Origin of the sequence: Pseudomonas sp. TWR3-1-1 (assembly GCF_049896545.1) — a bacterium.
Lineage (GTDB): Bacteria > Pseudomonadota > Gammaproteobacteria > Pseudomonadales > Pseudomonadaceae > Aquipseudomonas > Aquipseudomonas weihenstephanensis.
In genome coordinates this window covers 289,943-310,498 of record NZ_JAFCUO010000004.1, presented here as the reverse complement: position 1 = coordinate 310,498, position 20,556 = coordinate 289,943, and the positions used below count along the sequence as shown (strand labels likewise).

Below are 20,556 nucleotides of genomic sequence, written 5' to 3'. Positions count from 1 at the left end.
GGTTAGCTGAAGCGGATATCCAGCGCCCGCAGATACGTTTGCAGACCTGCGTCCTGGATCGGGATCAAAAACGCTTCGCTCTGCGACTCATTGAAGTGCGCATGCCAATAACCCGGCGGCGTGACAAACGCCAGCCCCGGCGCCCAGTCGACTCGCGTCGGATTACGGATCTGGCCGTTTTCATCGATGTCCGTGCCTACCAGCGTGTAGCAACCCGCAGGGCAGTCAATGATGAAGTCCAGCGCAATGGATTGATGGCGGTGTGGTTTTTGCACCGAACCTGCGGGCAAAATCCCGTACATCGCCCATAACACGTGAGTCACCGTGCGGGTTTGAGGAAAATGCCGATTGCCCAGCAAGATACTGATACGGCTGCGATCCTGCGCTCGCGGGTCATCCGCGGCTTCGCGCAGCTTGGCATTGGCGGTGTGAGCGGGATACAGCGTGGCGCTGAACTGTTGTTGTGCAGGAACCACCCCCAAGTAGCGCAGCAGCGGCTCGTCATGTACGTAATAGAACCGCGCATCTTCACTGGCGCTCAGGTGAACCGCTTCTATTCCGGGCATGGCGATAAAACAGCCTTTCTCCCATTCAAAACGCGTGCTGCCCTGCACCAATTGCCCACGCCCGGCGATCACATACACCACCTGAGAGGTCGTGACAGGCGCCAGCGTAAGGCTGTCACCGGCATTCAGACGAATGAAGTTCGCCAGCAACCCCGGCCCGGTTGCGGGCCCCGGACATCCCAGTGCCTCGCTCAAGTCCAGCGGGACCACGCGACTTGGGCCTGTGTCATACAGCGATGAAGGGAAATTTTGATAAGGAATACGGGAAATCAACCCGGCACTGATCGGGTTGGCGGCTTTACTGTACTCAAAGTATTGCGCGTCGTGTTCGGCATCCAGCACATCAAGGTGTTGCAATGGGGCATTCAGGCTACTCATGGAAACCTCTTCTTATAAGTCGCATCACGGCTGCACGGAGTAGCCACTATAAGAGGCGTTCACGCCCGGATTAAAGCCTCAAACGGAACAGCAGTTGTGCCGAAAGAGGTGTCCAGGACAACGCTTTACCCCCCGACAGGCGTTAGGGGGGTAAGTGGTTAAACGTGGACAGTTACCCTGGCTTGTAGGCTGAAACAATCGACATGTGGCCATTGGTTTTCAATGTCTTGATGCAGACAAAACCGGCGTCAATTAAGAGTTGCTCCAGCTCTTGCGCTGAAAACTGTTGGCCTTGGGTGGCGCTTAACATCATCAAGCTGTAGGCAATCGCCGCCAGGTTATCTTTAGCGTCGTTGTATAAAACTTCGTGGAGAAGGATGCGGCCGTTATTGGGCAGTGCATCAAAGCTTTTTCCAATAAGAAACGCTGCTTTTTCAGGCGGCCAGTCATGCAGTACGTTCGAGTAAAAGTGCACGTCCGCAGGCGGAAAAGGGTCATGCCACATATCACCGCTGTGTGTGGTAATGCGCTCTGTGAGTTGATGCTCACTTACGTAGTGTTCACACACCTTACAGATAGCGGCGTAATCGAAAACCACTGCTCGCAAATGAGGCCATTGCGCAAGTGCGCCAATCGCATGCGCCCCGGACCCGCCGCCAATATCGAGTAAAAGCGTGTCAGCTTGCAGGTCTATACAGCGTGGCCAGAAACAGGCTTGAGCCATGCTCAAGCTGTGCATGGCATGAGTGAATTTGATGCCTTGTTGTTGGTTTTTTTGGTTCGCATCGAAGATATCGAGTACATCCTTTTGGAATTGCGGTGTATTGGTCACTACTGCTTTTTCAAGGTGCTCGAATGCAAACAGATGTGCGTTATCGATCATCAAGTTCCAAAAGTCACCGAAATAATAGGGACTGGTCTTGACTAAATACTCTTTGCCGGTCGCAGAAAGGGCGTATGACGATGCGTGACGGTGTATGAAGCCAAACGCAGTACTCACATTAAGCAGCGTATTCATTGCCCGTGGCGCAAGCCCAAGATGGCTGCTTAATGAGGTGACACTCCATTCGCCCGGTTGATTGAGTGTTTCAAACAGGCCCAATTTGTGTGCGATTAAAACGGCGGGATAGGTAAATAAATTCAGGGTGATATCAAAAACGTGGGTGTCTTGAGTCTCTGGGGGCGTTAAGCGCATGTGTTCACCTGCGAAATGATGTCAGCGCTTTAGGAGGGAAGAGGCGGTATGGCTGGGTTTGAGCGCTGCAACACAAAAGTCTAGTTCAGGCGTGCGTGCGCACCCGTTTAAACGTGAGGGTGTCAAGGCTCACCCCTAGCGCGAAGCCATCAGGCTTTTGGTTCCTCCTCGGGCGTCAGGTCAGCCGCTGGCAACCCTCAAACGCAAAAGCCCCGGCGCGTGAGCACCGGGGCTTTTGGGGTGGGGCGGCTGACGCTTAGAACGTGTATTTGGTGGTCAGCATCAGGCTGCGTGGCTCACCGTAGTACGTGGTGTTGAAGTTGCCCAGGCCGGACAGGTACTTCTTGTCGAATACGTTGTTGGCGTTGAGGTTGAACGTCAGGTGTTCGTTGTACTCGTAACGGGTCATCAGGTTAACCAGCGCGTAGCTGTGCTGTTCGATGATGTCGTAGTCTTCTTTGGCATCGTTGTAGATCTGGCCGTAGAACGGGCTTTGCCAGTTCACGCCACCGCCAACAGTCACTTTGTTCAACACACCGGGCAAGCGATAGGTGGTGAACAGTCGCGCCACGTTTTCAGGCTTGGTGGTTTGCAATGGATAGCCATACACGCGCTTGCCATCTTCCGAGCGGGTTTGAGCATAGGTGTAACCGGCGATCAGGTTCCAGTCCGGCATGATTTCGCCGGTCAGCTCCAGTTCAACGCCCTTGGTGGTGGCACCGTCCAGAGACTCATAAATGCCTTCGTTAGTGATCGGGTTGGTGCCCACGTTGATGGGGACCTTTTTCTGCTCGGTTCGGAACGCCGCGATACTGGCGTTCAGGCGACCATCGAAGTACTCGCTTTTCAAACCGATTTCGTAACTGTTGCCTTCAGTCGGCGCCAAGGTGGTGCCTGAAGCGCTTCTGTCCGTGACCGGTTTGTAAATGGAGGTGTAGCTGGCATAGACCGAGTAAGTGTCGTTGATGTCATACACGGCACCGGCGTAAGGCGTCACACGGCCGTGTTGCTTGGACGTGGTTTTGTTGTCTTCGAAGTTCGGTGGTGCTTGTACGTAGTATTTGTAAGTACTGTTGTATTGGAAGTCGCTCACACGACTGCCCAGGATCAACGACAAATCGTCGGTAGGCTTGAAGCGTGCCGCTATGTAAGCGCTGTTCTGGTTTTGATTGGTCTCGTACTTGCCGTTTTTCGGAAAGTCAGGCTCCGGGTATTTGCCCTTCCAGTCAAAAATGCTGCCCGGTACTTTGGTGAACTGGCTGCCGTCAAACGTGGCACCTGTTTGTCTGGATTCCTGAGAGGTGTAGCCCACCACCAATTCATGCTCACGACCGAACAGGCTGAAAGGGCCGGTTGCGTTGAGATCGAAGGTGTTTTGAACGCGATGGCCTTCCCATTTACCCCAGTAGAAGAACATGCCATCGCCGGTCACCGGGTCAGGCTTGTCGCCACTGGCAGAGCCTAGCTGTGTGTCGTGATCGTTGACCTGCTGGTTGATCGTGCCTTTGATTTTCCAGTCGTTGGCAAAGCGGTGCTCAAGGGACGCGAAAGTGGTGCGTGCTTGTACGTCACGGCGGCTCCAGTCGGTGGCCGGGTTGAACGAGCGGCTGAAATCGGTCTTGGTGTAGTTGGAGAAATAGTACGGGTTACCGGTCCAGGATGAGCCGCGCGGCTTGATGTCCTGGTAATCCATGCCAAAGGTGAACAGGGTGTCCGGGGTGATGTCGGCTTCAATAATCCCGTAGAACACTTGGTTCTTTTTTGAGTAGCGGTCGCGGTAGGAGTCGGCATCCTGAAACGCCGTCACAAAACGCCCACGCACACTGCCGTCGTCATTCAGCGGGCCGGAAATATCACCTTCGGTCCGGTAGTCGTCCCACGAACCGGCACTGGCGGTAATCGAAGCCTTGAATTCGCGGGTCGGTTTTTTGCGGATCAGGTTAACGGTCGCGGAGGGATCGCCGGAACCGGACAACAGGCCCGTTGCGCCCTTGACGATGTCTACGCGGTCGTACAACGCCATGTCGACCTTGGTCGCGCCTTCGTCGAATACCCCGTCGTATAACGAGTTGACGCCGTCGTACTGGAAGTTGGTGATGGCGTAACCGCGTGCCGAATACTCCATGCGGTCACTGTCGTACGCCTGGGTGCTGATCCCCGGCGCGTTACGCAACACATCACCAATACTTTGCGCGCCTTGGTCGTCCATGTTCTGACGGGTGATCACGGTCACGGTTTGCGGCGTTTCACGAATCGACAGCGGCAGCTTGGTCGAACTGCTGGTGGCGCCGGTGGTGTAGGAACCGGTGTCTTCGGTCGTCAGCGAGTTGCCCAGACCTTGGCCGGAAATGGTGGTTGCACCCAGCTCCAGACCTTTGCCTTGCGGGGCGTTGAGGATCACGGTATCGCCATTGAGCTGGTAGGAAATGCCGCTGCCTTGCAGCAGGGTTTCCAGGGCTTTAACGGGTTCCAGTGAACCGGACACGGAATGCGACTTGATCCCTTGAACTTGATCGGCGCTGTACAGGATCTGCAAGTTGGCTTGCTTGCCCAGCTCATTTAGCGCGTTGGCCAGCGACTGCGCCGGGATGTTCAAGGCTACCGGGGCTGCCTGAGCAACCGATGAACCCAGCAGCACCGAAGCTACAAAAGCACTGGACAACAGCGTGCGGCGAACGGTCTGGCGCTGGGTAGCGATCGAAAGCGGGGTCCGTCTCAAGTTTGGTCGTTGCATTGCGTGCCGAGGCTCCGAAGGAGGGGGAATTATTGTTTGTTAATGGGAATAGTTATTAGACGCAGCGCGATTAAGAAACCGGAAAGAAGTTCCTCATTTAGTTGGAATTTATTTTTCTGAGTAAGAAATCACTGTAGGAGCGAGCAAGCTCACTCCTACATGACGGGGATCAGGCAGGTTCCAGCGCGGTGCTGACCTTGCCGCTGTCCATGCGCACCAGTTGGTCTGCCACATCGAAGTAACGGTCGTCGTGGGAGATGACGATGATGGTTTTGCCCAGGCGCTTGAGGTCCGGCAACAGTTCGGTGTAGAAAATGCGGCGGAAGGTCGGGTCTTGATCGGCCGCCCATTCGTCAAACACCAGAACCGGGCGTTCTTCGAGCCACGCGTTGACCAGCGCCAGACGTTTGCGTTGGCCGGTCGACAGGTCGGTGGTGCTGAACTGACCGTCGTTGATGCTGACCTTGTGCGAAATCTCCAGCCGCTTAAGGTACTGCTCGGCGTCCTGCGGGATTTTCATGTCACCCTGCACCACGTCGTCGAACAGGTAGTAGTCGGCAAAGATGGTGGTGAACAGCTGGCGGTAGTCGTCGCGGGTTTGAGCGCTGACGGCCTGGCCATTGAGGCGGATCTCGCCCTGTTGCGGTGCGTACAGGCCCAGCAGCAACTTGATCAGGGTGGTTTTGCCACAGCCGTTTTCGCCGACGATAAACACGATATCGCCTTGATTGATTTTCAGGTTCACCGGTCCCAGGCGGAAGGGCGCGCTGCCCTCTACCGCCGGGAAGCTGTAGTTCACGTCCACCAGTTCGAGGCTGTTAACGGTTTTGTCTTGCGCGCCATCTTCGCTCAACAGCAGATGTGGCTCTGGCGAGTTGAATTGCTCGGAGAGGTCGGCAATGCGGCGGAAGGCAATTTGCGCGCGGCTGATGATCGGCAGGGTGCTGATCAGGTGCTCAAGCGGACCTTTCATGTACAACAGCACCAGCACAAACCCGCTTATTACGCCAGGGTTGGCGCTTGGCCACAGCGATTGCATGGCCAGCGCCAGGCCGATGACCACGAAGAACAGCATCGACCCCAGGCTTTTGGCGATAACGAAGGTGTTGATCGAGCGCACCTGAATGTCACAGATTTTTTGTGCGGTGCGCGCGATGCCTGACACAAACATGCGCTGGCGACGCGGGCGGTGAATGCGCAATTCCTTGGCGCCTTCGGCAATCGCGTTGTAATGCTTTTGCAGCTCATCTTCTGCTTCGCGGGCCTGGGTAAAACCGTTCAGTCCGTAGCCACGCGCGATGTACTGAATCACCGTGCCGATCACAATGGCCACCAGCATCATCAAAAACATCGGCCACGAGAGCATGGCCAGATAGCCCATGCAGCCCAGCGTCACCGTCAGGGAAATCGCCAGCGGGGCAAAGGCAAACGCGAAATCGCTGATGGTGTCGACGTCGTGGGTCAGCACCGGGATCAGTCGGTGGCTGCGGTAGCGTTCGATTTGCGAAATGGGCGCCGAGAGCACTTTTTCGCCCAGCTCTTTGCGCAATTTGGCGATGATGTGCTGGCCTACATAGTTGCTGCCAATGTCTGAGCAAATGGTGCTGATCAGCGCCAATACGCACAGCCCGGCGAACAGGGCGACCACATGGTTGGTGAGGCCGCTTTCGCTGTGCAACGCATTATTGATGGTTGCCAGCAGCACCGTCACGCTCAAGCCGCCGACCATGCCCAACAGGACGGACAGGCTGACAATGAGCCGGAACGGCTTGAGCAGTTGGAACAGTTCTCGAAGAACCCCGGGGTTGTGTCGGGGCGTGGCGGGCTGGCTCATAAACAAGAGTTCCTTGAATCAAGGTAAGGGCAGTCTCTTGAGAACGAGCGATTGGGGTGGGGATTTAGTGTGAGGCGGCCCAGGTCTACATCCCTTGGGCTGCGATCTTTTTTATCAACATAAAAGCTCGCAGCCTACGCCAGCGCCTACACAGCGGAGTTAAAGTTCGCGCTGCACGCGAAAGCCCACCCAGTCGCCACGGGTTTGCGGGTAAATATCGTTGCGGTTGCCGGAGCGGGAGAATACCGGCGCTTCGCCCCAGTCGTTGCCGCGGATCTGGCGCAGTTCGCAGGTGCTGCCGCTCACCCAGGCACTGCCATCAGTCGGCGCGCCGACGTAGTCATGGTGCTTGCAGTCTTCCAGCCATTCGTAAACGTTACCGTGCATGTCATACACCCCAAACGCATTGGCCGGGTAGCTGCCTACGGGCGAGGTATAGCTGTAACCATCGGTAGGGCCGTAGGTGTTGGCATGTTTGGCGATGCTGTACTCCTTGCCTTCGTCCATCGGGAACGGGAACGGGCCGGTCGAGCCTGCGCGCGCTGCGTATTCGCGGGTGGCTTCGCTGACCATGCGATAAGGCTTACCGGTTTTTTTCGCAATCCAGCTGACGTAGTTTTTGACGTCGTCGAAGTCCATGCACACAGCCGGCTGGCGCGGGCCTTGCGGGTAGCGCGGTTTGCTGGCAATGCACTCGCGTCCCGGGCGGTCATCGCCATCAGCAATCTTGACCCCGGTTTCCTTGATATAGGCGTCAAACTCGGCAGCAGTGACCTGGAAGCGGCTGATGGCCAGCGGCTTGCTGAAGGTCACTTTATGCAGCGGACCTTCATCGGGCTCACGCCCGACTTCATCCTCTGGCGTGCCCATCATGAAGCTGCCCGTCGGCAGGACGACCATTTCAGGGCAGTCTTTACAGTCTTTGAACACCGTGCCCGGCTTGGCAGGTTCGGCTGCCTGAGCCAGTGCAGGCACCAGGCTGGCAAGCAATGTGGCCAGCGATAAACGGTAAAGCGGTTTCAACGTAAGCATGGTCGGCAAGTTCACTTATAGAGTTGACGTGGGTTTGGCAGCTTTTTGCACGGTGTCCCACACGCGCAGGAAATTGCCACCCCACAATTTGGCGATATCAGCCTCCGAGTAGCCGCGTTGCAGCAGTTCGGCGGTGACGTTGCGGGTTTCGCTCACATCCTTCCAGCCGTCTAGCCCGCCGCCGTCATTGAAGTCAGAGCTGATGCCTACGTGGTCGATGCCGATTTTTTTCACCGCGTAATCAATGGCGTCGCCGTAATCCTTGAGCGTGGCTTTGGGTTCTTCTTCGACGATGCCGTACAGACCGGCCGCGTACTGGCCAAAGCGTTGCTCGGGCCATACGGTGATAATTGCGTCGCCGGGCATCAGGGCCATTTCCAGGCTGTGCAACGGCGGCAAGTCAAACTGGCTGCGCAGGGTGTTGAGTTTGTCCTGGCTGGCAGTGCTCAACGGGCGCAAGTAGGTCGCAAAACCCACAATCTGCACCACGCCGCCACTGTCTTTGATCAGTTGCATTTCTTTGTCGCTGAGGTTGCGCGGGATGTCCACCAGCGCCCGTGGGGCTGAGTGCGACGCGACCATCGGGGTACGGCTCAGTTGGCTGACTTGCTCCAGTGCCTGGGTCGACATCTGTGACACGTCAATGATCACGCCCAGATCGTTCAGGCGTTGCACGGCTTGCTTGCCCGTATCGGACAGGCCGCCGAGGGCATCCGGGGTGTCGTTGAAAAAGGGCAGGGGGCGCGATGAGTCGGCCCAGTCGTTGTTGCCGACATAACTGAAGCCGAACATGCGCATGCCGCGCGCCGCCCATTTATCCAGTTGGCTGAGGTCGTTACCCAGCGGGTAAGCGTTGAGCATGCTGATAAACACCGCGAACTTGCCTTCGCCATGCAAACGACGCAAATCATCCGGGGTATAGGCGATGCCGACCTGATTGGGAAAGTCGCGCACCATGCCCGTGATGATCTGATAGCGCGCTTCTTGCTCGTTGCGCGCCGCCTCGACAAACCCTGCGGTGGGGCGGTGCGGTGCGTTGGGTCCGTTCCAGATTTCCGGCCAGCCGAAAACCGTCAGTGCTGCACCGGACAGCCGTCCCTTGGCGGCCTTGGCCAGGTCGAATTGGCCAGGGCCGTCCTTGTCGGCTTCATTACCCGCAGTGCCGAACTCCAGCGGCACCGTGATGTGGCTGTCAAAAGACAGCACGCGGTCCTGTAGCTCATCGGCTTGCTTGATGATCTTGAGCGGGTAGCCCGGGTTACCGTTGTAAAACGTGTCCCACACCAGAAAACCACCGCCGATGGCTGCGGCCAGGGCCAATGGGATACCGATTAACAGGGCTTTTTTTGAACGTGATTGAGTCATTGCCATCTCAGTAGAAATCCGCCGTCAAGGGGCCGGCGCACGGCCTTTGCTATCTGGAGAGAACGATGGGCAAGACAAATAATTTAGCGTCACGCAGGCCCGTCACCCCGCAGACGCCACTTGTGTATGAATCAGATGACATCGCTGTGGCTGAATTCCTCGGCCAGAAAGTCAATCAGCGTACGTACCGACGGCAGTAGCCCCCGGCGAGAAGGGAAGACCGCGTGCACGATCCCGCTTTTGGGTGCCCATTGCGGCAACACGTTGATTAACTGCCCGCTGGCGATGTGATCGCGGACCACCACATTGGGCACATGCACCACGCCGAGGCCGGCCACAGCGGCCTGGCACAGTGCCGGCAGGTCATCGGTAATGAGTTTGGGGGTGTGCGAGATGAGTGCGGTGGCTCCGTCGGGTCCGAACAGCTCCCAGGCATAGTCGCGCTGGGCCGACCCCCAATACAAACTGGGCAGGCCACTCAAGTCGGCGGGCGTGGGCGGCGTTGAAAAACGCGGCAGGAACGCAGGGCTGGCGACCAGACTTTGAACGCTGTTGCCCAGCACTTTCATCACCAGATCGCTGTCTTCCAACGGCGGAAAACGCACCCGGATAGCCATGTCGAAGCCTTCTTCAATCACGTCTACCCGGCGATTGGTGCTTTCAACATGCAATTGCACCAAGGGGTAAGTGAGCATGTAGCGCGCCAGCATGGCACTGACCCACGAGTTGAGCAGCGAGGTGGGGCAACTGAGACGCACAATGCCCTGCGGTTCTGAGCGATTTCGTTCAATGACTTCCGCCGCTGCCTGCGCCTCAATGCACATGGCCCGACACCGCTGGTAGTACTCCTGTCCGATTTCAGTCAGGGAGCAGTGGCGGCTACTACGCTGTATCAACCGCACGCCAAGGCGCTCTTCGAGTTGGGCAATACGCCGGCTGAGTTTGGACTTGGGCATGTCCAGCGCCCGGCCCGCTGCAGCGAAGCCACGATGCTCGACCACCTGGGTGAAGTAATAGAGGGTGTTGAGGTCTTCCATCATCGTTCTCCAAATAGAACGCAACGGTTCAAAAACGCAGTCTAGTCGACAAAACAGATCAAACCTATTCTGTTGCCATGAATTACAGGAGGTGCAAGATGAAAAAAATTCTTGGCGTTTACACCGCTCCACGTCCCCATTGGGTGGGTGATGGCTTTCCGGTTCGCACGCTGTTTTCCTACGACAGCATGGGGAAACACGTCAGCCCGTTCTTGTTGCTTGATTACGCAGGGCCAGCCGAATTTACACCGACCACTGAGCGTCGTGGTGTAGGCCAGCACCCGCACCGCGGTTTTGAAACGGTGACCATTGTCTATAAAGGCGAAGTGGAACATCGCGACTCCACGGGCAATGGCGGCGTGATCGGGCCGGGGGATGTGCAGTGGATGACTGCGGCATCAGGGATTTTGCATGAGGAATTCCACTCCGAGGCTTTTGCCCGCAGTGGCGGCACCCTGGAGATGGTCCAACTGTGGGTCAACCTGCCCGCCAAAGACAAAATGGCCGAGCCGGGTTACCAGAGCATTGTGGATCGGGACATTCCTGAGGTGGCGCTCAAAGACAATGCCGGGCGTTTACGCCTGATTGCCGGTGAATTTGACGGTCATCGCGGCCCGGCACGCACGTTTACTGACATCGACGTGTGGGACATCCGTTTGAACGCGGGCAAGTCGACTACGCTCGACGTGCATCAGGGTCGCAACACCGCCTTGGTGGTGCTGCACGGTGCGGTTGAGGTCAATGGCAAGGAGGTGGTGCGCGAAGGACAGCTGGCGTTGTTCGAGCGTGACGGTCAACAGGTGCGGCTCGAAGCCAATAACGATGCGGTGCTGCTGATCCTCAGCGGTGAACCCATCGACGAGCCGATTGTGGGTCACGGTCCGTTTGTAATGAACACCGACGCTGAAATCCATCAGGCGTTTGTGGATTTTCAGTCGGGTCGTTTTGGCCGCATGCCGGCCTGACGCATCGGCTGCGCCACGTTAACCCGTACACCCGGGCCTTGAACGGTCATGGCCCGGGCTTATCGTTTCATCCCAAGAGAGGAACATCCTGTGACAACTTCTTACAAGCGCTTGGACAAGGACAATGCCGCCGTTTTGTTGGTGGATCATCAGGCCGGTTTGCTGTCGTTGGTGAGGGACATCGAACCGGACAAGTTCAAAAATAACGTGCTGGCACTGGCCGATCTGGCCAAATACTTCAACTTGCCGACCATTTTGACCACCAGTTTTGAAACAGGCCCCAATGGCCCGTTGGTGCCGGAATTGAAAGCGCTGTTCCCGGATGCGCCCTACATTGCGCGCCCTGGGCAGATTAATGCATGGGACAACGAAGATTTCGTCAAGGCGGTCAAGGCTACCGGCAAGAAACAACTGATTATTGCCGGCGTGGTGACTGAAGTTTGCGTGGCTTTTCCGGCGCTATCTGCCTTGGCAGAGGGCTATGAAGTGTTTGTCGTGACCGATGCATCGGGCACGTTCAACGAAATCACCCGTCACTCAGCCTGGGATCGCATGTCGGCCTCCGGGGCGCAGCTAATGACCTGGTTTGGTCTGGCCTGTGAGCTGCATCGCGATTGGCGCAACGACGTGGAAGGTTTGGGGGCGCTGTTTTCCAACCACATCCCGGACTACCGCAACCTGATCACCAGTTACACCACCCTGACGGCGGGTAAATAAGCTGGCAGGCAACTGGCGTTTTCCGCGTCAGTTGCCTGCATCTTTAACCCGAGTTCCGCGCTTAATATCCTGCTCAATGCGTTCAAGCAAATACCCATAGAAGGGGTTTGAAGTGACGCGCATCAGTGTGTCCATCGGCACCATTAATACGCCGCGCTCACCGCGTGCCGCGAGTGTGCCCAGGTGTACGCCAAAATCTTCGTCTTTGTCCGGTTGCTGACCATAAAGCGCATCGCTTTGTGGGAAGGGCAGCGCGACATGTGACAGCGAATAAATGTCTTTCGGGTAGTCCAGCCCTAAGGGAGTTTGTGTGGCTATTTCAGACCGCGCCGGTGTGTTACGTACGACCATTTCGCTGCTTTCAGCGGACAGGTTGGTGACCAGGCTGGTTTGATAATTACGCGGTGGCGGTGGCAGCATCTGCTCGATTGAAGCGCTGGCGGCGGGGGTCAATAAACCACCGAAGTCGCGGCTGCGGTTAATGTCGAACAGCACCAGCTCGCTGCCATTGTCAGGCAATAAACGGAACAAGCCGTTGACCACAGCGGGTGTGCTGACCGTGTGGTCCATGAGTGACTGAAAGGCAAGAATCGGCGGTAGGTCGCGCAGGGCATCTTGCTTTGACAGTAGCAACAGCTGGCTTTGCAACGCGTCAGTCAAAAGCCACGATTGGCGAGCACCGTTGACAGGAAATGAGTTGTATTTGAACGGATTGAACTCCGGCAAACGGCCTAGCCAGGCGGCTTTACTGAACGCCGGCAGCACCGCAGGCAGTCCGGCCAGCCCGGCATAGCGGGCGAAACTGTTGACCCCGATCATGGGCGAGATAAGGATCAGTTGGTCGGCGCGCGCCAGTTGCGGATCGCTCAGGCTGTCGAGGGCATATTTCACCGCCAAAGCGCCGCCGTTGGAAAACCCCACGAGGTGCAAAGGCGCAGGTGCAGGCACTTGTTGGCGAGCTTCGCGCACCGCCAGGCGAGTGGCGGCCATCCAGTCTGGCCAGTCAGCGTCGGTCAGGCCCGCGGGGACGGTGCCGTGACCGGGCATGCGAATACCGATGGCCACAAAACCCGATTCGCAATAGCGACGGGCGATGTGCCTGAGGCTGTAGGGCGAGTCGGTAAGGCCGTGCAACAGCACCACCACACCTTTGGCCACACCCTCGGGTTCGAGCACGTAGGAACGGTTCCAGTCTTGAGTGAAGCGGGCAGGATAGACGCGGCTCTGTGGCTGATAGCGGTTGATGGCCGGGGTGTCTTCTACGGCGAGTTTGTCGCTGACCTCGCGACGTACTTCGTCAAATACTCGCTGCTCCGCCGCCTGCCATTGCACCCAGTCGGCCTTGTCGATCTGCTGTGCACTGAGTTCATGAGGCACCACGGTGTGCCAGAGCTCCAGCGGCGGCCCGAGCTCAGTGTCATAGACACGCCAGGCGAGTAGCGTCACCGCCGCCACGCCAGCGATCAGGGCACTGCGTTTTAACCAGAATTTAAGCGGCGCAAGCATCGTGGCAAAAACTCCGGCAATGAAGGAGGCGGGCAGGTTCGGGTAAAGCAGGCGTTTCGTCAAATCCGTTCTAGGCTTGTGCCCGGGCGCGAGGGACGCTCCCGCAGTATGGCTGGCTACTCACATGGAGACGTGAACATGGACAACTATTATCAGGAAGTGGATTACATGCTGACCGCCGATCCGGCGACCTTGGCGTTGGACCGCTTTGACGTCAGTCATCCAGGATTGGTGCAAAACGACACCCTGGGTCCTTTTTTGGCACGCATGCGCCGCGAAGCCCCGGTGCATTACTGTGCGCACAGCCCTTACGGCGCTTACTGGTCTGTCACCAAATTCAAGGACATAGCTGCTGTCAGCACCAACCACGCGGTGTTTTCTTCGGACGCGGCCCTGGGCGGGGTCACCCTTCACGATCAACCCAAGGACTTTCACCTGCCGATGTTTATCTCGATGGACCCGCCTCTGCATACCCAGCGGCGCAAGGTCATCAGCCCGTTCACCACGCCTGAAAACCTGGCGAAGCTGGCGGGCACTATCCGCTGTGTGGCCGCACGCATTCTGGACGACTTGCCGCGCAACGAAACCTTCGATTGGGTCGAGCATGTGTCCATCGAGCTGACGATCCATATGCTGGCGGTGTTGTTTGACGTGCCTCAGGCCGACCGGCACAAGTTGATGCGCTGGTCGCAAGTGGCCACTTCGATCCCAGGTTCAGGTGTGGTGAAGAACAAGGCGCAACTGCGCACAGAACTGCTGGAGTGCCTGAGTTACTTCACTGACTTGTGGAATGAACGGGTTAACTGTGAGCCGCGCAATGACCTGATTTCGATGATGGCCCATGCCGATGTGATGCGTGAGATGCAGCCCATGGAGTACCTGGCGCATGTGCTGCTGTTGATCGTGGGCGGTAATGACACCACCCGTAACTCGATCACGGGCGGGGTGATGTTCTTGCACCAAAACCCTGAGCAACAGCGCAAACTGCACGCCAATCCGGCACTGGTCGAGGGCATGGTGCCTGAAATCATTCGTTATCAAACTCCCGCCACGCACATGCGTCGCACGGCCTTGCAGGACATTGAGCTGGGGGGCAAGTTGATCCGCAAGGGTGATCGCGTGGTGATGTGGTACTTGTCCGGCAACCGTGACGAAGAGGTGTTTGAGCAACCCGAAGCGTTCATCATCGACCGGCCAAATGCGCGTCGGCACCTGTCGTTTGGGCAAGGCATTCACTACTGTGTGGGCAACCGGGTGGCCGAGATGCAGCTGAAAATCCTGTGGGAAGAAATCCTCAAACGTTTTCCGGCCATTGAGGTGATTGAACCGCCGCGGCGGATCTTCTCCAGCATGTTGCGTGGTTTTGACCGCATGCAGGTGCGCATCCCCGGTTGAAACACGGGTAGCACCGTGCTCTGGCGGCGTAGCAGTTGCCGAATTCTCGTGAAACGTGGATTTTCGACGACGTTGTCGCCAGACGCAGCCTGCGCAAGCTACGGGGAGGTTATTGACGTGCACGTGTAGTCGCTGCCGAAGGCTGCGTCCGATTGCGTAGCGATCGCAAAACCGGAGGGCACGGTTAAGCAGGCGGACTAAATACGCAGGTTCAACGCCAGCTTCGCCGCCGGACGGGGTTGAGAGGTTGTTGACGTGCACATGTAGTCGCTGCCGAAGGCTGCGTTCGATTGCGTAGCGATCGCAAAACCGGAGGGCACGGTTAAGCAGGCGGACTGAATACGCAGGTTCAACGCCGGCTTTGCCGCCGGACGGGGTTGAAAGGTTATTGACGTGCACGTGTAGCCGCTGCCGAAGGCTGCGTCCGATTGCGTAGCGATCGCAAAACCGGAGGGCACGATTTAGCAGGTGGGCTGAATACGCGGGTTCAACGACGGCTTCGCCGCCGGACGGGGTTGAAAGGTTGTTGACGTGCACATGTAGTCGCTGCCGAAGGCTGCGTCCGATTGCGTAGCGATCGCAAAACCGGAGGGCACGGTTAAGCAGGCGGACTGAATACGCAGGTTCAACGCCAGCTTCGCCGCCGGACGCAGCCTGCGCCGGCGGCTACGGGGTGGCGGGGATGCGTAGCAAGACACAGCGTTACACCCGTTCGAAAATCACGGCTATCCCCTGGCCGCCTCCGATGCACAGGGTGGCGAGCGCGTAACGGCCTTGAATGCGCTGCAACTCGTGTAGGGCTTTGGTCGCGATAATCGCGCCGGTTGCACCCACCGGATGGCCCAAAGCTATCCCCGAGCCGTTGGGGTTGACCTTGGCCGGGTCCATGTCCAGTTCCTGCATCACGGCGCATGCTTGCGCTGCGAAGGCGATGTTGGTTTCGATCACGTCCATGTCGCCGATGTGCAGCCCGGCCCGCTGGAGTGCAAGACGGGTGGCAGGGATTGGCCCCAGTCCCATCAATTCAGGCTCGACGCCTGCATGGGCATAAGCCACTAATCGAGCCATCGGTTTCAGGTTGCCCGCCAGCACGGCGTCAGCACTGGCCAGTACCAGCGCGGCAGCGCCATCGTTCAGCCCTGATGCGTTGCCTGCGGTCACGGTGCCGTCTTTTTTGAACGCAGGTTTCATGCCCGCCAGTTGTTCAAGGGACGTTGCACGCGGGTGTTCATCGGTGCTGAACAACGCAGTGCCTTTACGTGTCTGAACCTCGACCGGGGTTATTTGCCGCTCAAAGTAGCCGTGTGCGATCGCGTGGGCGGCACGCTGCTGGTCAGTAAGGGCCAGCCTGTCCTGTGTCTCGCGGCTGATGCTATTGCGCTCGGCGATGTTCTCGGCGGTGATGCCCATGTGAATGCCATGAAAAGGGTCGTGCAGCACACCGAGCAGGTAGTCCTGCACCTGTGCATGGCCCATGCGCGCGCCCCAGCGGGCCGACGGCAGCACATAGGGGCCACGGCTCATGGACTCGACACCCGCGCCAATGGCGAAGTCGGCATCACCGAGCATCAGGGTGTGGGCCGCTGAGATAATGGCTTGCAAACCCGAGCCGCACAGGCGGTTAACGTTGTAGGCCGGGGTGTGCAGGGGAATGCCGGCGTTGATGGCCGCGACCCGGCCCACATAGGCATCCTGCGGTTCAGTGGGGATCACATTGCCCATCACCACATGCCCGATGCGCTCAGGCTCGACCTGGCTGTTGAGCAACGCCGCCTTGACCGCAGTGGTGGCCAGGTCACACATGGGCACGTCTTTGAGTGCGCCGCCAAAGGTGCCAATGGCGGTGCGCTGGGCACTGAGGATGAAAATGTCAGGGGTAGGCATCACGCGTCCTTGTGGTCGTCTGGTTGGCCGTTGTGCAGTATTCCACAGCGGGCACGCTGGCAGAGTAGTCCGTTTGAGGGTCAATTGGATCAGTGGTAGTGCCAGTGGGTGGTTGTCTGAGTCCGGGTGGCTAAGCTGTTTCGGTGCTGAGAAGTGTTATCCCCTTCGTGTTTTCATCCCCCCATGCAAAGGATAGGCATGCTATGACAAACGTTGCCCGAAACGCGCTGATTGGCGCATGGAAGCTGGTCAGTTTTGTAGAACGTGATACTCACACTGGTATAGAGACTTACCCGATGGGCACACAACCGGAGGGCATCATCATGTACACGCCCGATGGCTATATGTCTGCACAGTTCTGTCCGCCCGGACGACGTGAACTGGCCGGCAATGATCCGTTCACCGCCAGTGAGCGTGAATATAAAAACGCCGCACAAACCTATTTTGCCTACAGCGGGCCGTTCTATCTGGATGAGTCTCGCGGGTTGCTGGAACACGAAATGTTTGTCAGTTTCTTCCCTAATTGGCGCGGGCAACGTCAGGTCCGTACCTGTCGTATCGAGGGCGACATGCTCTACCTGTCCCCTGAAGCCCCGGTCAGGTTCAACGGCTCGATGAAAATCGCCAATCTGGCGTGGCAGCGCGTCCCGCCAAACCTCTAACACCGCAGGCAAGCGAGCGCCTCTCACGCCAACAGCAAGGTTTTGAACTCGGCCAAGGGCACGGGTCGACTGTGCAGATAACCTTGGTACACATGGCAGTCCAGGCTTTGTAAAAATTGCAGTTGCTGCATCTGCTCGACGCCTTCTGCCACCACGTTGAGTTTCAGGCTGCGGGCCATCGCCACAATGGCGCGGATGATTTCCGCGTCATTGGGGTCGTTGATGGCATCGCGCACGAACGTCTGATCGATTTTCAGCGTGTCGACGGGCAAGCGCTTGAGGTGGGTCAATGAGGAGTAGCCAGTGCCAAAGTCATCCATCGCGAAACTGACACCCAAGGCCGTCAGTTGGTGCATTTTGGCGATGGTGTCTTCCAGGTTTTGAATCACGATGCCTTCGGTGATTTCCAGTTTGAGCATGGAGCTGGGCAGCTGGTGAGCCAGCAGGCTGCGCTGCACGCGTTCAACGAAGTTGCTTTGGCGAAATTGCCGTGGGCTGATGTTGACGCACAGGCTGAAATCGCGTGAATCAATCAAGCCTTCACTGAGCAGCGTGCCAAACGCGCGGCAGGCTTCATCCAGAATCCAGGTGCCGACTTCGAGGATCAGTCCGCTGTCTTCCAGAATCTTGATGAACTCGGCGGGCGACTGAGGCCCCAGCAGCGGGTGTTGCCAGCGCACCAAGGCTTCGGCACCGACGATACGGTTTTGGCGGGCGTCGATCTGAGGCTGGAAGTGCAAGCTGAATTCGTTGCGCGCCAGCGCGGTACGCAAGTCACTTTCCATGCGCATGCGTTCACTGGCGGCGGCCTGCATGTCGTGATGAAACAGTTGCGTGGTGTTACGCCCCGAGTCTTTGGCGCGGTACAGCGCGATGTCGGCGCGCTTGAGCAAGTCCGCCGGGTTTGAGCCGTGGTCGGGCATCAGGGCAATGCCAATGCTGGGCGTGACTTGCAGGCGTTGACCGTCGAGAAACATCGGCTCGGCGAGCAACTCGCGCAAGGTGTCGGCGGTGGCGCGCACGTGCTGGGTGACGTCATCGAGCGAGCCTTGAAGGCCGGTGAGCAACACCACGAATTCGTCGCCGCCCAGTCGCGCGACGGTGTCTTCGATGCGCACGCTGGCCTCCAGGCGTGCCGTGATGATTTTCAGCACCGTATCGCCCACCGGATGGCCCAGCGAATCGTTGATGTGCTTGAAGTGGTCAAGGTCCAGAAACAGCAAAGCGCCGCGCAAGTGTTGCCGGGTGAGCAAGGCACTTTGCTGGCTCAAGCGGTCCATGAGCAAGGCGCGGTTGGGCAAGTTGGTCAGCGGGTCGTGGTAGGCCAGGTGGCGGACTTGCGCCTGGGCGGTTTTAAGCTGGCTGATGTCGCGGGCCGTGAGCAGCAGGCACGCAGTGCCATTGAGGGTAATGGGCTCAATCGAGACCTCAACGTTAAGCAGGTCGCCGCGCCGCGAGCGTCCCAGCACTTCACGGTTGCTGATACGGCCCTTGGCCTTCAGCTCATCCAGCAACCCCTGACGCTTGGAGCTGTCGCCCCAAATCCCCAGCTCGTAGGGGCTGCGGCCCATCACCTCGGCGCTGGTGTAGCCCGTGAGGCGGGTGAAGCCGTCGTTGACCTCCAAATAACAGCCGGTGGCGTAATCGCTGATGGTGATTGCGTCCGGGCTTGAGTGAAATGCCTTGGCGAATTTCTCTTCACTGGATTTCAAGGCGGCTTCGGCGCGCTGTTGCTGGGTGATGTCGCGCAAGGTGATGACGATGCAGGGCTGGCCGTCCACTTCAATCGGACGGCTGGACAACACGCAGGTCAGCGGTTCTGCGCTCTTGTGGAGCAAGGTCAGTGTGGCGTTGTTTTGGATCGGGGCGCGAAGCGTACTCAGCAGTTGCTGTAAATGCGGTTGGTCGTGAGCCGGCTCGCACTGCAAATCCACCATGTGCCAGCCGAAGGTTTGACTGAAGCTGGTGTTGATTTCGATCACTTGCCCGCTCTGCGTCTGGATCACGCAGATCGGGTCAGGGCTGGTCTGAAACACGCTGGCAAACTTTTCTTCAGAGGCGCTCAGGCGTTGCTCGCGCTCCACTTGTTCAGTGATGTCGAGCAGGGTGCCGGCCATGCGCAATGGCTGGTCGTCTGGCCCGCGATAGAGGCGGGCGCGGCTCTCCAGGTAACGCGAAGTGCCGTTTTCGAGCTGTACGCGGTAGGTCAGTTGGTAATTGCCGGCAGGGCCTTCGCGCAGGGAGCGGTAGGCATTGCGCATGTTATGGCGCTCCTCGTGCGGCACGCCTTCAAAAAACGCATCGAATGATTCATTGAACGCCACGGCGTCCAGGCCGTGTAACTGCGCTGCACGGGCCGAGCCGTAGAGGCGGCCGCTGGGAATATGCCAATCCCAGGTGCCCAGTTGGGCAGAGTCCAGTGCCAGGTCCAGGCGTTCCTGGCTGTCTTTGAGGGCCTGCTCGTTTTTTTTACGCTCGCTGGTGTCCAGAAAGGTGCTGACCAGATAGGCCTCGCCTTCCAGCTCGACGCGTTGGGCACTGAGAATGCCGTCGTGCAACTGGCCATGACGGTCGCGCAGTTGCACTTCCATATCGACCGGCGCGTGCTTGCTGCGTATCGCCTCGATGAAGGCTTCGCGCTGTTGTGGGTCCGGCCACAGCCCTAACTCCACCGTTGTGCGACCAATCGCGTGTTTGACCGGCCAGCCCAGCAAGCTTTCAAAGCAGTGGTTGGCTTCACTGATCAAGCCGTCTTCGATGCGTACCAGCAGCACCATGTTGGGCGACAGATGAAACAGCGTGGCGAAGCGTTTTTCTGAACTGTTGAGGGCTTGCTGGCGTTGGCGCTGTTGAGTGACTTCGCGGATGACGCCCATCATGCGCGGTTGTTCATCCGGGCGGGAGACCACACTGCCGCGTATTTCCAGCCAGTGCAGGCTGCCATCGGCCCAGCGGATGCGATGATGCAGGCTTTGCTCCAGAGGCGCGCCCTTGCACACCGCCTCGAAGGCGCGCTGGGCTTTGGGCCAGTCGTCAAATGGCAGTTCAGACAATTGCTCAAGGTTGCCAGGCAGCGGGTGATGCGGGTCAAGCCCAAATAACGCTTGCGAGCCGTGGGACCAGCGAATGTCGCCGCTGTCCATGTCCCAGCACCACGCGCCCAGTTGCGCAGCGTTCAAGGCCGCCAGCAATTGGGGGCCTTCATGCCAGTGTTGTTCCACGCCGGGCATGTCTCTGTCTGTCAAACCACCAAGAAATGGCACAGGGTCAGCGGGGTTTGGCATTG

At 58.1% G+C, this 20,556-nt stretch carries 14 protein-coding genes; 4 read left to right on the top strand and 10 right to left on the bottom strand.

Going from position 1 to position 20,556, the window contains the following annotated elements; translation table 11 throughout:
* Positions 1-2: 2 nt before the first annotated feature.
* From ACP7A4_RS12150 to ACP7A4_RS12120, 7 genes are all read right to left on the bottom strand, one after another.
* Positions 3-944 carry a cupin gene (locus tag ACP7A4_RS12150; protein ID WP_426247042.1) on the bottom strand — a complete coding sequence of 314 codons (942 nt, stop codon included), beginning with the start codon at positions 942-944 and terminating at the stop codon, positions 3-5.
* 172 nt (positions 945-1,116) lie between these two features.
* Positions 1,117-2,139, bottom strand: a complete 1,023-nt coding sequence (locus ACP7A4_RS12145) for a methyltransferase (RefSeq protein ID WP_203303521.1) — start codon at positions 2,137-2,139, stop codon at positions 1,117-1,119.
* Positions 2,140-2,395: 256 nt separating this feature from the next.
* Positions 2,396-4,873, bottom strand: a complete 2,478-nt coding sequence (locus tag ACP7A4_RS12140; RefSeq protein WP_426247040.1) for a TonB-dependent siderophore receptor — start codon at positions 4,871-4,873, stop codon at positions 2,396-2,398.
* A 169-nt stretch (positions 4,874-5,042) separates the two neighbouring features.
* Positions 5,043-6,707, bottom strand: coding sequence for a cyclic peptide export ABC transporter (locus ACP7A4_RS12135; RefSeq protein ID WP_048399431.1), 1,665 nt, complete (start codon positions 6,705-6,707; stop codon positions 5,043-5,045).
* A 159-nt stretch (positions 6,708-6,866) separates the two neighbouring features.
* Positions 6,867-7,739, bottom strand: a complete 873-nt coding sequence (locus tag ACP7A4_RS12130; RefSeq protein ID WP_203303523.1) for a formylglycine-generating enzyme family protein — start codon at positions 7,737-7,739, stop codon at positions 6,867-6,869.
* Between the two features lie 15 nt (positions 7,740-7,754).
* Positions 7,755-9,104: a pyoverdine-tailoring dipeptidase-like protein PvdM gene (pvdM, locus tag ACP7A4_RS12125; RefSeq protein WP_203303524.1), complete on the bottom strand. Its 1,350-nt coding sequence runs from the start codon at positions 9,102-9,104 to the stop codon at positions 7,755-7,757.
* Between the two features lie 131 nt (positions 9,105-9,235).
* Positions 9,236-10,144, bottom strand: a complete 909-nt coding sequence (locus tag ACP7A4_RS12120; RefSeq protein ID WP_426247037.1) for a LysR family transcriptional regulator — start codon at positions 10,142-10,144, stop codon at positions 9,236-9,238.
* A gap of 95 nt (positions 10,145-10,239) precedes the next feature.
* On the opposite strand from ACP7A4_RS12120, the gene ACP7A4_RS12115 reads away from it, so the two are divergent.
* Positions 10,240-11,106 (top strand): pirin family protein, encoded by an 867-nt coding sequence (locus tag ACP7A4_RS12115; RefSeq protein WP_059761624.1) that lies wholly within the window; start codon positions 10,240-10,242, stop codon positions 11,104-11,106.
* A 90-nt stretch (positions 11,107-11,196) separates the two neighbouring features.
* The gene (ycaC, locus tag ACP7A4_RS12110) at positions 11,197-11,823 is read left to right on the top strand and encodes an isochorismate family cysteine hydrolase YcaC (RefSeq protein ID WP_048399441.1); all 627 of its coding nucleotides are present in this window, start codon (positions 11,197-11,199) and stop codon (positions 11,821-11,823) included.
* Positions 11,824-11,850: 27 nt separating this feature from the next.
* Here ycaC and ACP7A4_RS12105 read toward each other — a convergent pair whose 3' ends face one another.
* Positions 11,851-13,329, bottom strand: coding sequence for an alpha/beta hydrolase (locus tag ACP7A4_RS12105; protein WP_426247145.1), 1,479 nt, complete (start codon positions 13,327-13,329; stop codon positions 11,851-11,853).
* A 138-nt stretch (positions 13,330-13,467) separates the two neighbouring features.
* On the opposite strand from ACP7A4_RS12105, the gene ACP7A4_RS12100 reads away from it, so the two are divergent.
* Positions 13,468-14,724: a cytochrome P450 gene (locus ACP7A4_RS12100; RefSeq protein WP_059761625.1), complete on the top strand. Its 1,257-nt coding sequence runs from the start codon at positions 13,468-13,470 to the stop codon at positions 14,722-14,724.
* A 702-nt stretch (positions 14,725-15,426) separates the two neighbouring features.
* On the opposite strand, the gene ACP7A4_RS12095 is transcribed toward ACP7A4_RS12100, so the two are convergent.
* Entirely contained in the window at positions 15,427-16,608 is a 1,182-nt protein-coding gene (locus ACP7A4_RS12095; protein ID WP_203303526.1) for an acetyl-CoA C-acyltransferase family protein, read from the bottom strand.
* Positions 16,609-16,811: 203 nt separating this feature from the next.
* Here ACP7A4_RS12095 and ACP7A4_RS12090 point away from each other — a divergent pair, with 203 nt between their 5' ends.
* Positions 16,812-17,270 (top strand): lipocalin-like domain-containing protein, encoded by a 459-nt coding sequence (locus ACP7A4_RS12090; protein ID WP_059761627.1) that lies wholly within the window; start codon positions 16,812-16,814, stop codon positions 17,268-17,270.
* 23 nt (positions 17,271-17,293) lie between these two features.
* On the opposite strand, the gene ACP7A4_RS12085 is transcribed toward ACP7A4_RS12090, so the two are convergent.
* On the bottom strand, positions 17,294-20,554 hold the full coding sequence (locus ACP7A4_RS12085; protein ID WP_426247033.1) for an EAL domain-containing protein: 3,261 nt from the start codon (positions 20,552-20,554) through the stop codon (positions 17,294-17,296).
* Between the last annotated feature and the right edge of the window lie 2 nt (positions 20,555-20,556).

Bases quoted from the DNA above. Each gene is read 5' to 3' on its own strand.
- ACP7A4_RS12150 (WP_426247042.1), bottom strand. From the start codon at position 944: ATGAGTAGCCTGAATGCCCCATTGCAACACCTTGATGTGCTGGATGCC.
- ACP7A4_RS12145 (WP_203303521.1), bottom strand. From the start codon at position 2,139: ATGCGCTTAACGCCCCCAGAGACTCAAGACACCCACGTTTTTGATATC.
- ACP7A4_RS12140 (WP_426247040.1), bottom strand. From the start codon at position 4,873: ATGCAACGACCAAACTTGAGACGGACCCCGCTTTCGATCGCTACCCAG.
- ACP7A4_RS12135 (WP_048399431.1), bottom strand. From the start codon at position 6,707: ATGAGCCAGCCCGCCACGCCCCGACACAACCCCGGGGTTCTTCGAGAA.
- ACP7A4_RS12130 (WP_203303523.1), bottom strand. From the start codon at position 7,739: ATGCTTACGTTGAAACCGCTTTACCGTTTATCGCTGGCCACATTGCTT.
- pvdM (WP_203303524.1), bottom strand. From the start codon at position 9,104: ATGACTCAATCACGTTCAAAAAAAGCCCTGTTAATCGGTATCCCATTG.
- ACP7A4_RS12120 (WP_426247037.1), bottom strand. From the start codon at position 10,144: ATGATGGAAGACCTCAACACCCTCTATTACTTCACCCAGGTGGTCGAG.
- ACP7A4_RS12115 (WP_059761624.1), top strand. From the start codon at position 10,240: ATGAAAAAAATTCTTGGCGTTTACACCGCTCCACGTCCCCATTGGGTG.
- ACP7A4_RS12105 (WP_426247145.1), bottom strand. From the start codon at position 13,329: ATGCTTGCGCCGCTTAAATTCTGGTTAAAACGCAGTGCCCTGATCGCT.
- ACP7A4_RS12100 (WP_059761625.1), top strand. From the start codon at position 13,468: ATGGACAACTATTATCAGGAAGTGGATTACATGCTGACCGCCGATCCG.
- ACP7A4_RS12095 (WP_203303526.1), bottom strand. From the start codon at position 16,608: ATGCCTACCCCTGACATTTTCATCCTCAGTGCCCAGCGCACCGCCATT.
- ACP7A4_RS12090 (WP_059761627.1), top strand. From the start codon at position 16,812: ATGACAAACGTTGCCCGAAACGCGCTGATTGGCGCATGGAAGCTGGTC.
- ACP7A4_RS12085 (WP_426247033.1), bottom strand. From the start codon at position 20,554: ATGCCAAACCCCGCTGACCCTGTGCCATTTCTTGGTGGTTTGACAGAC.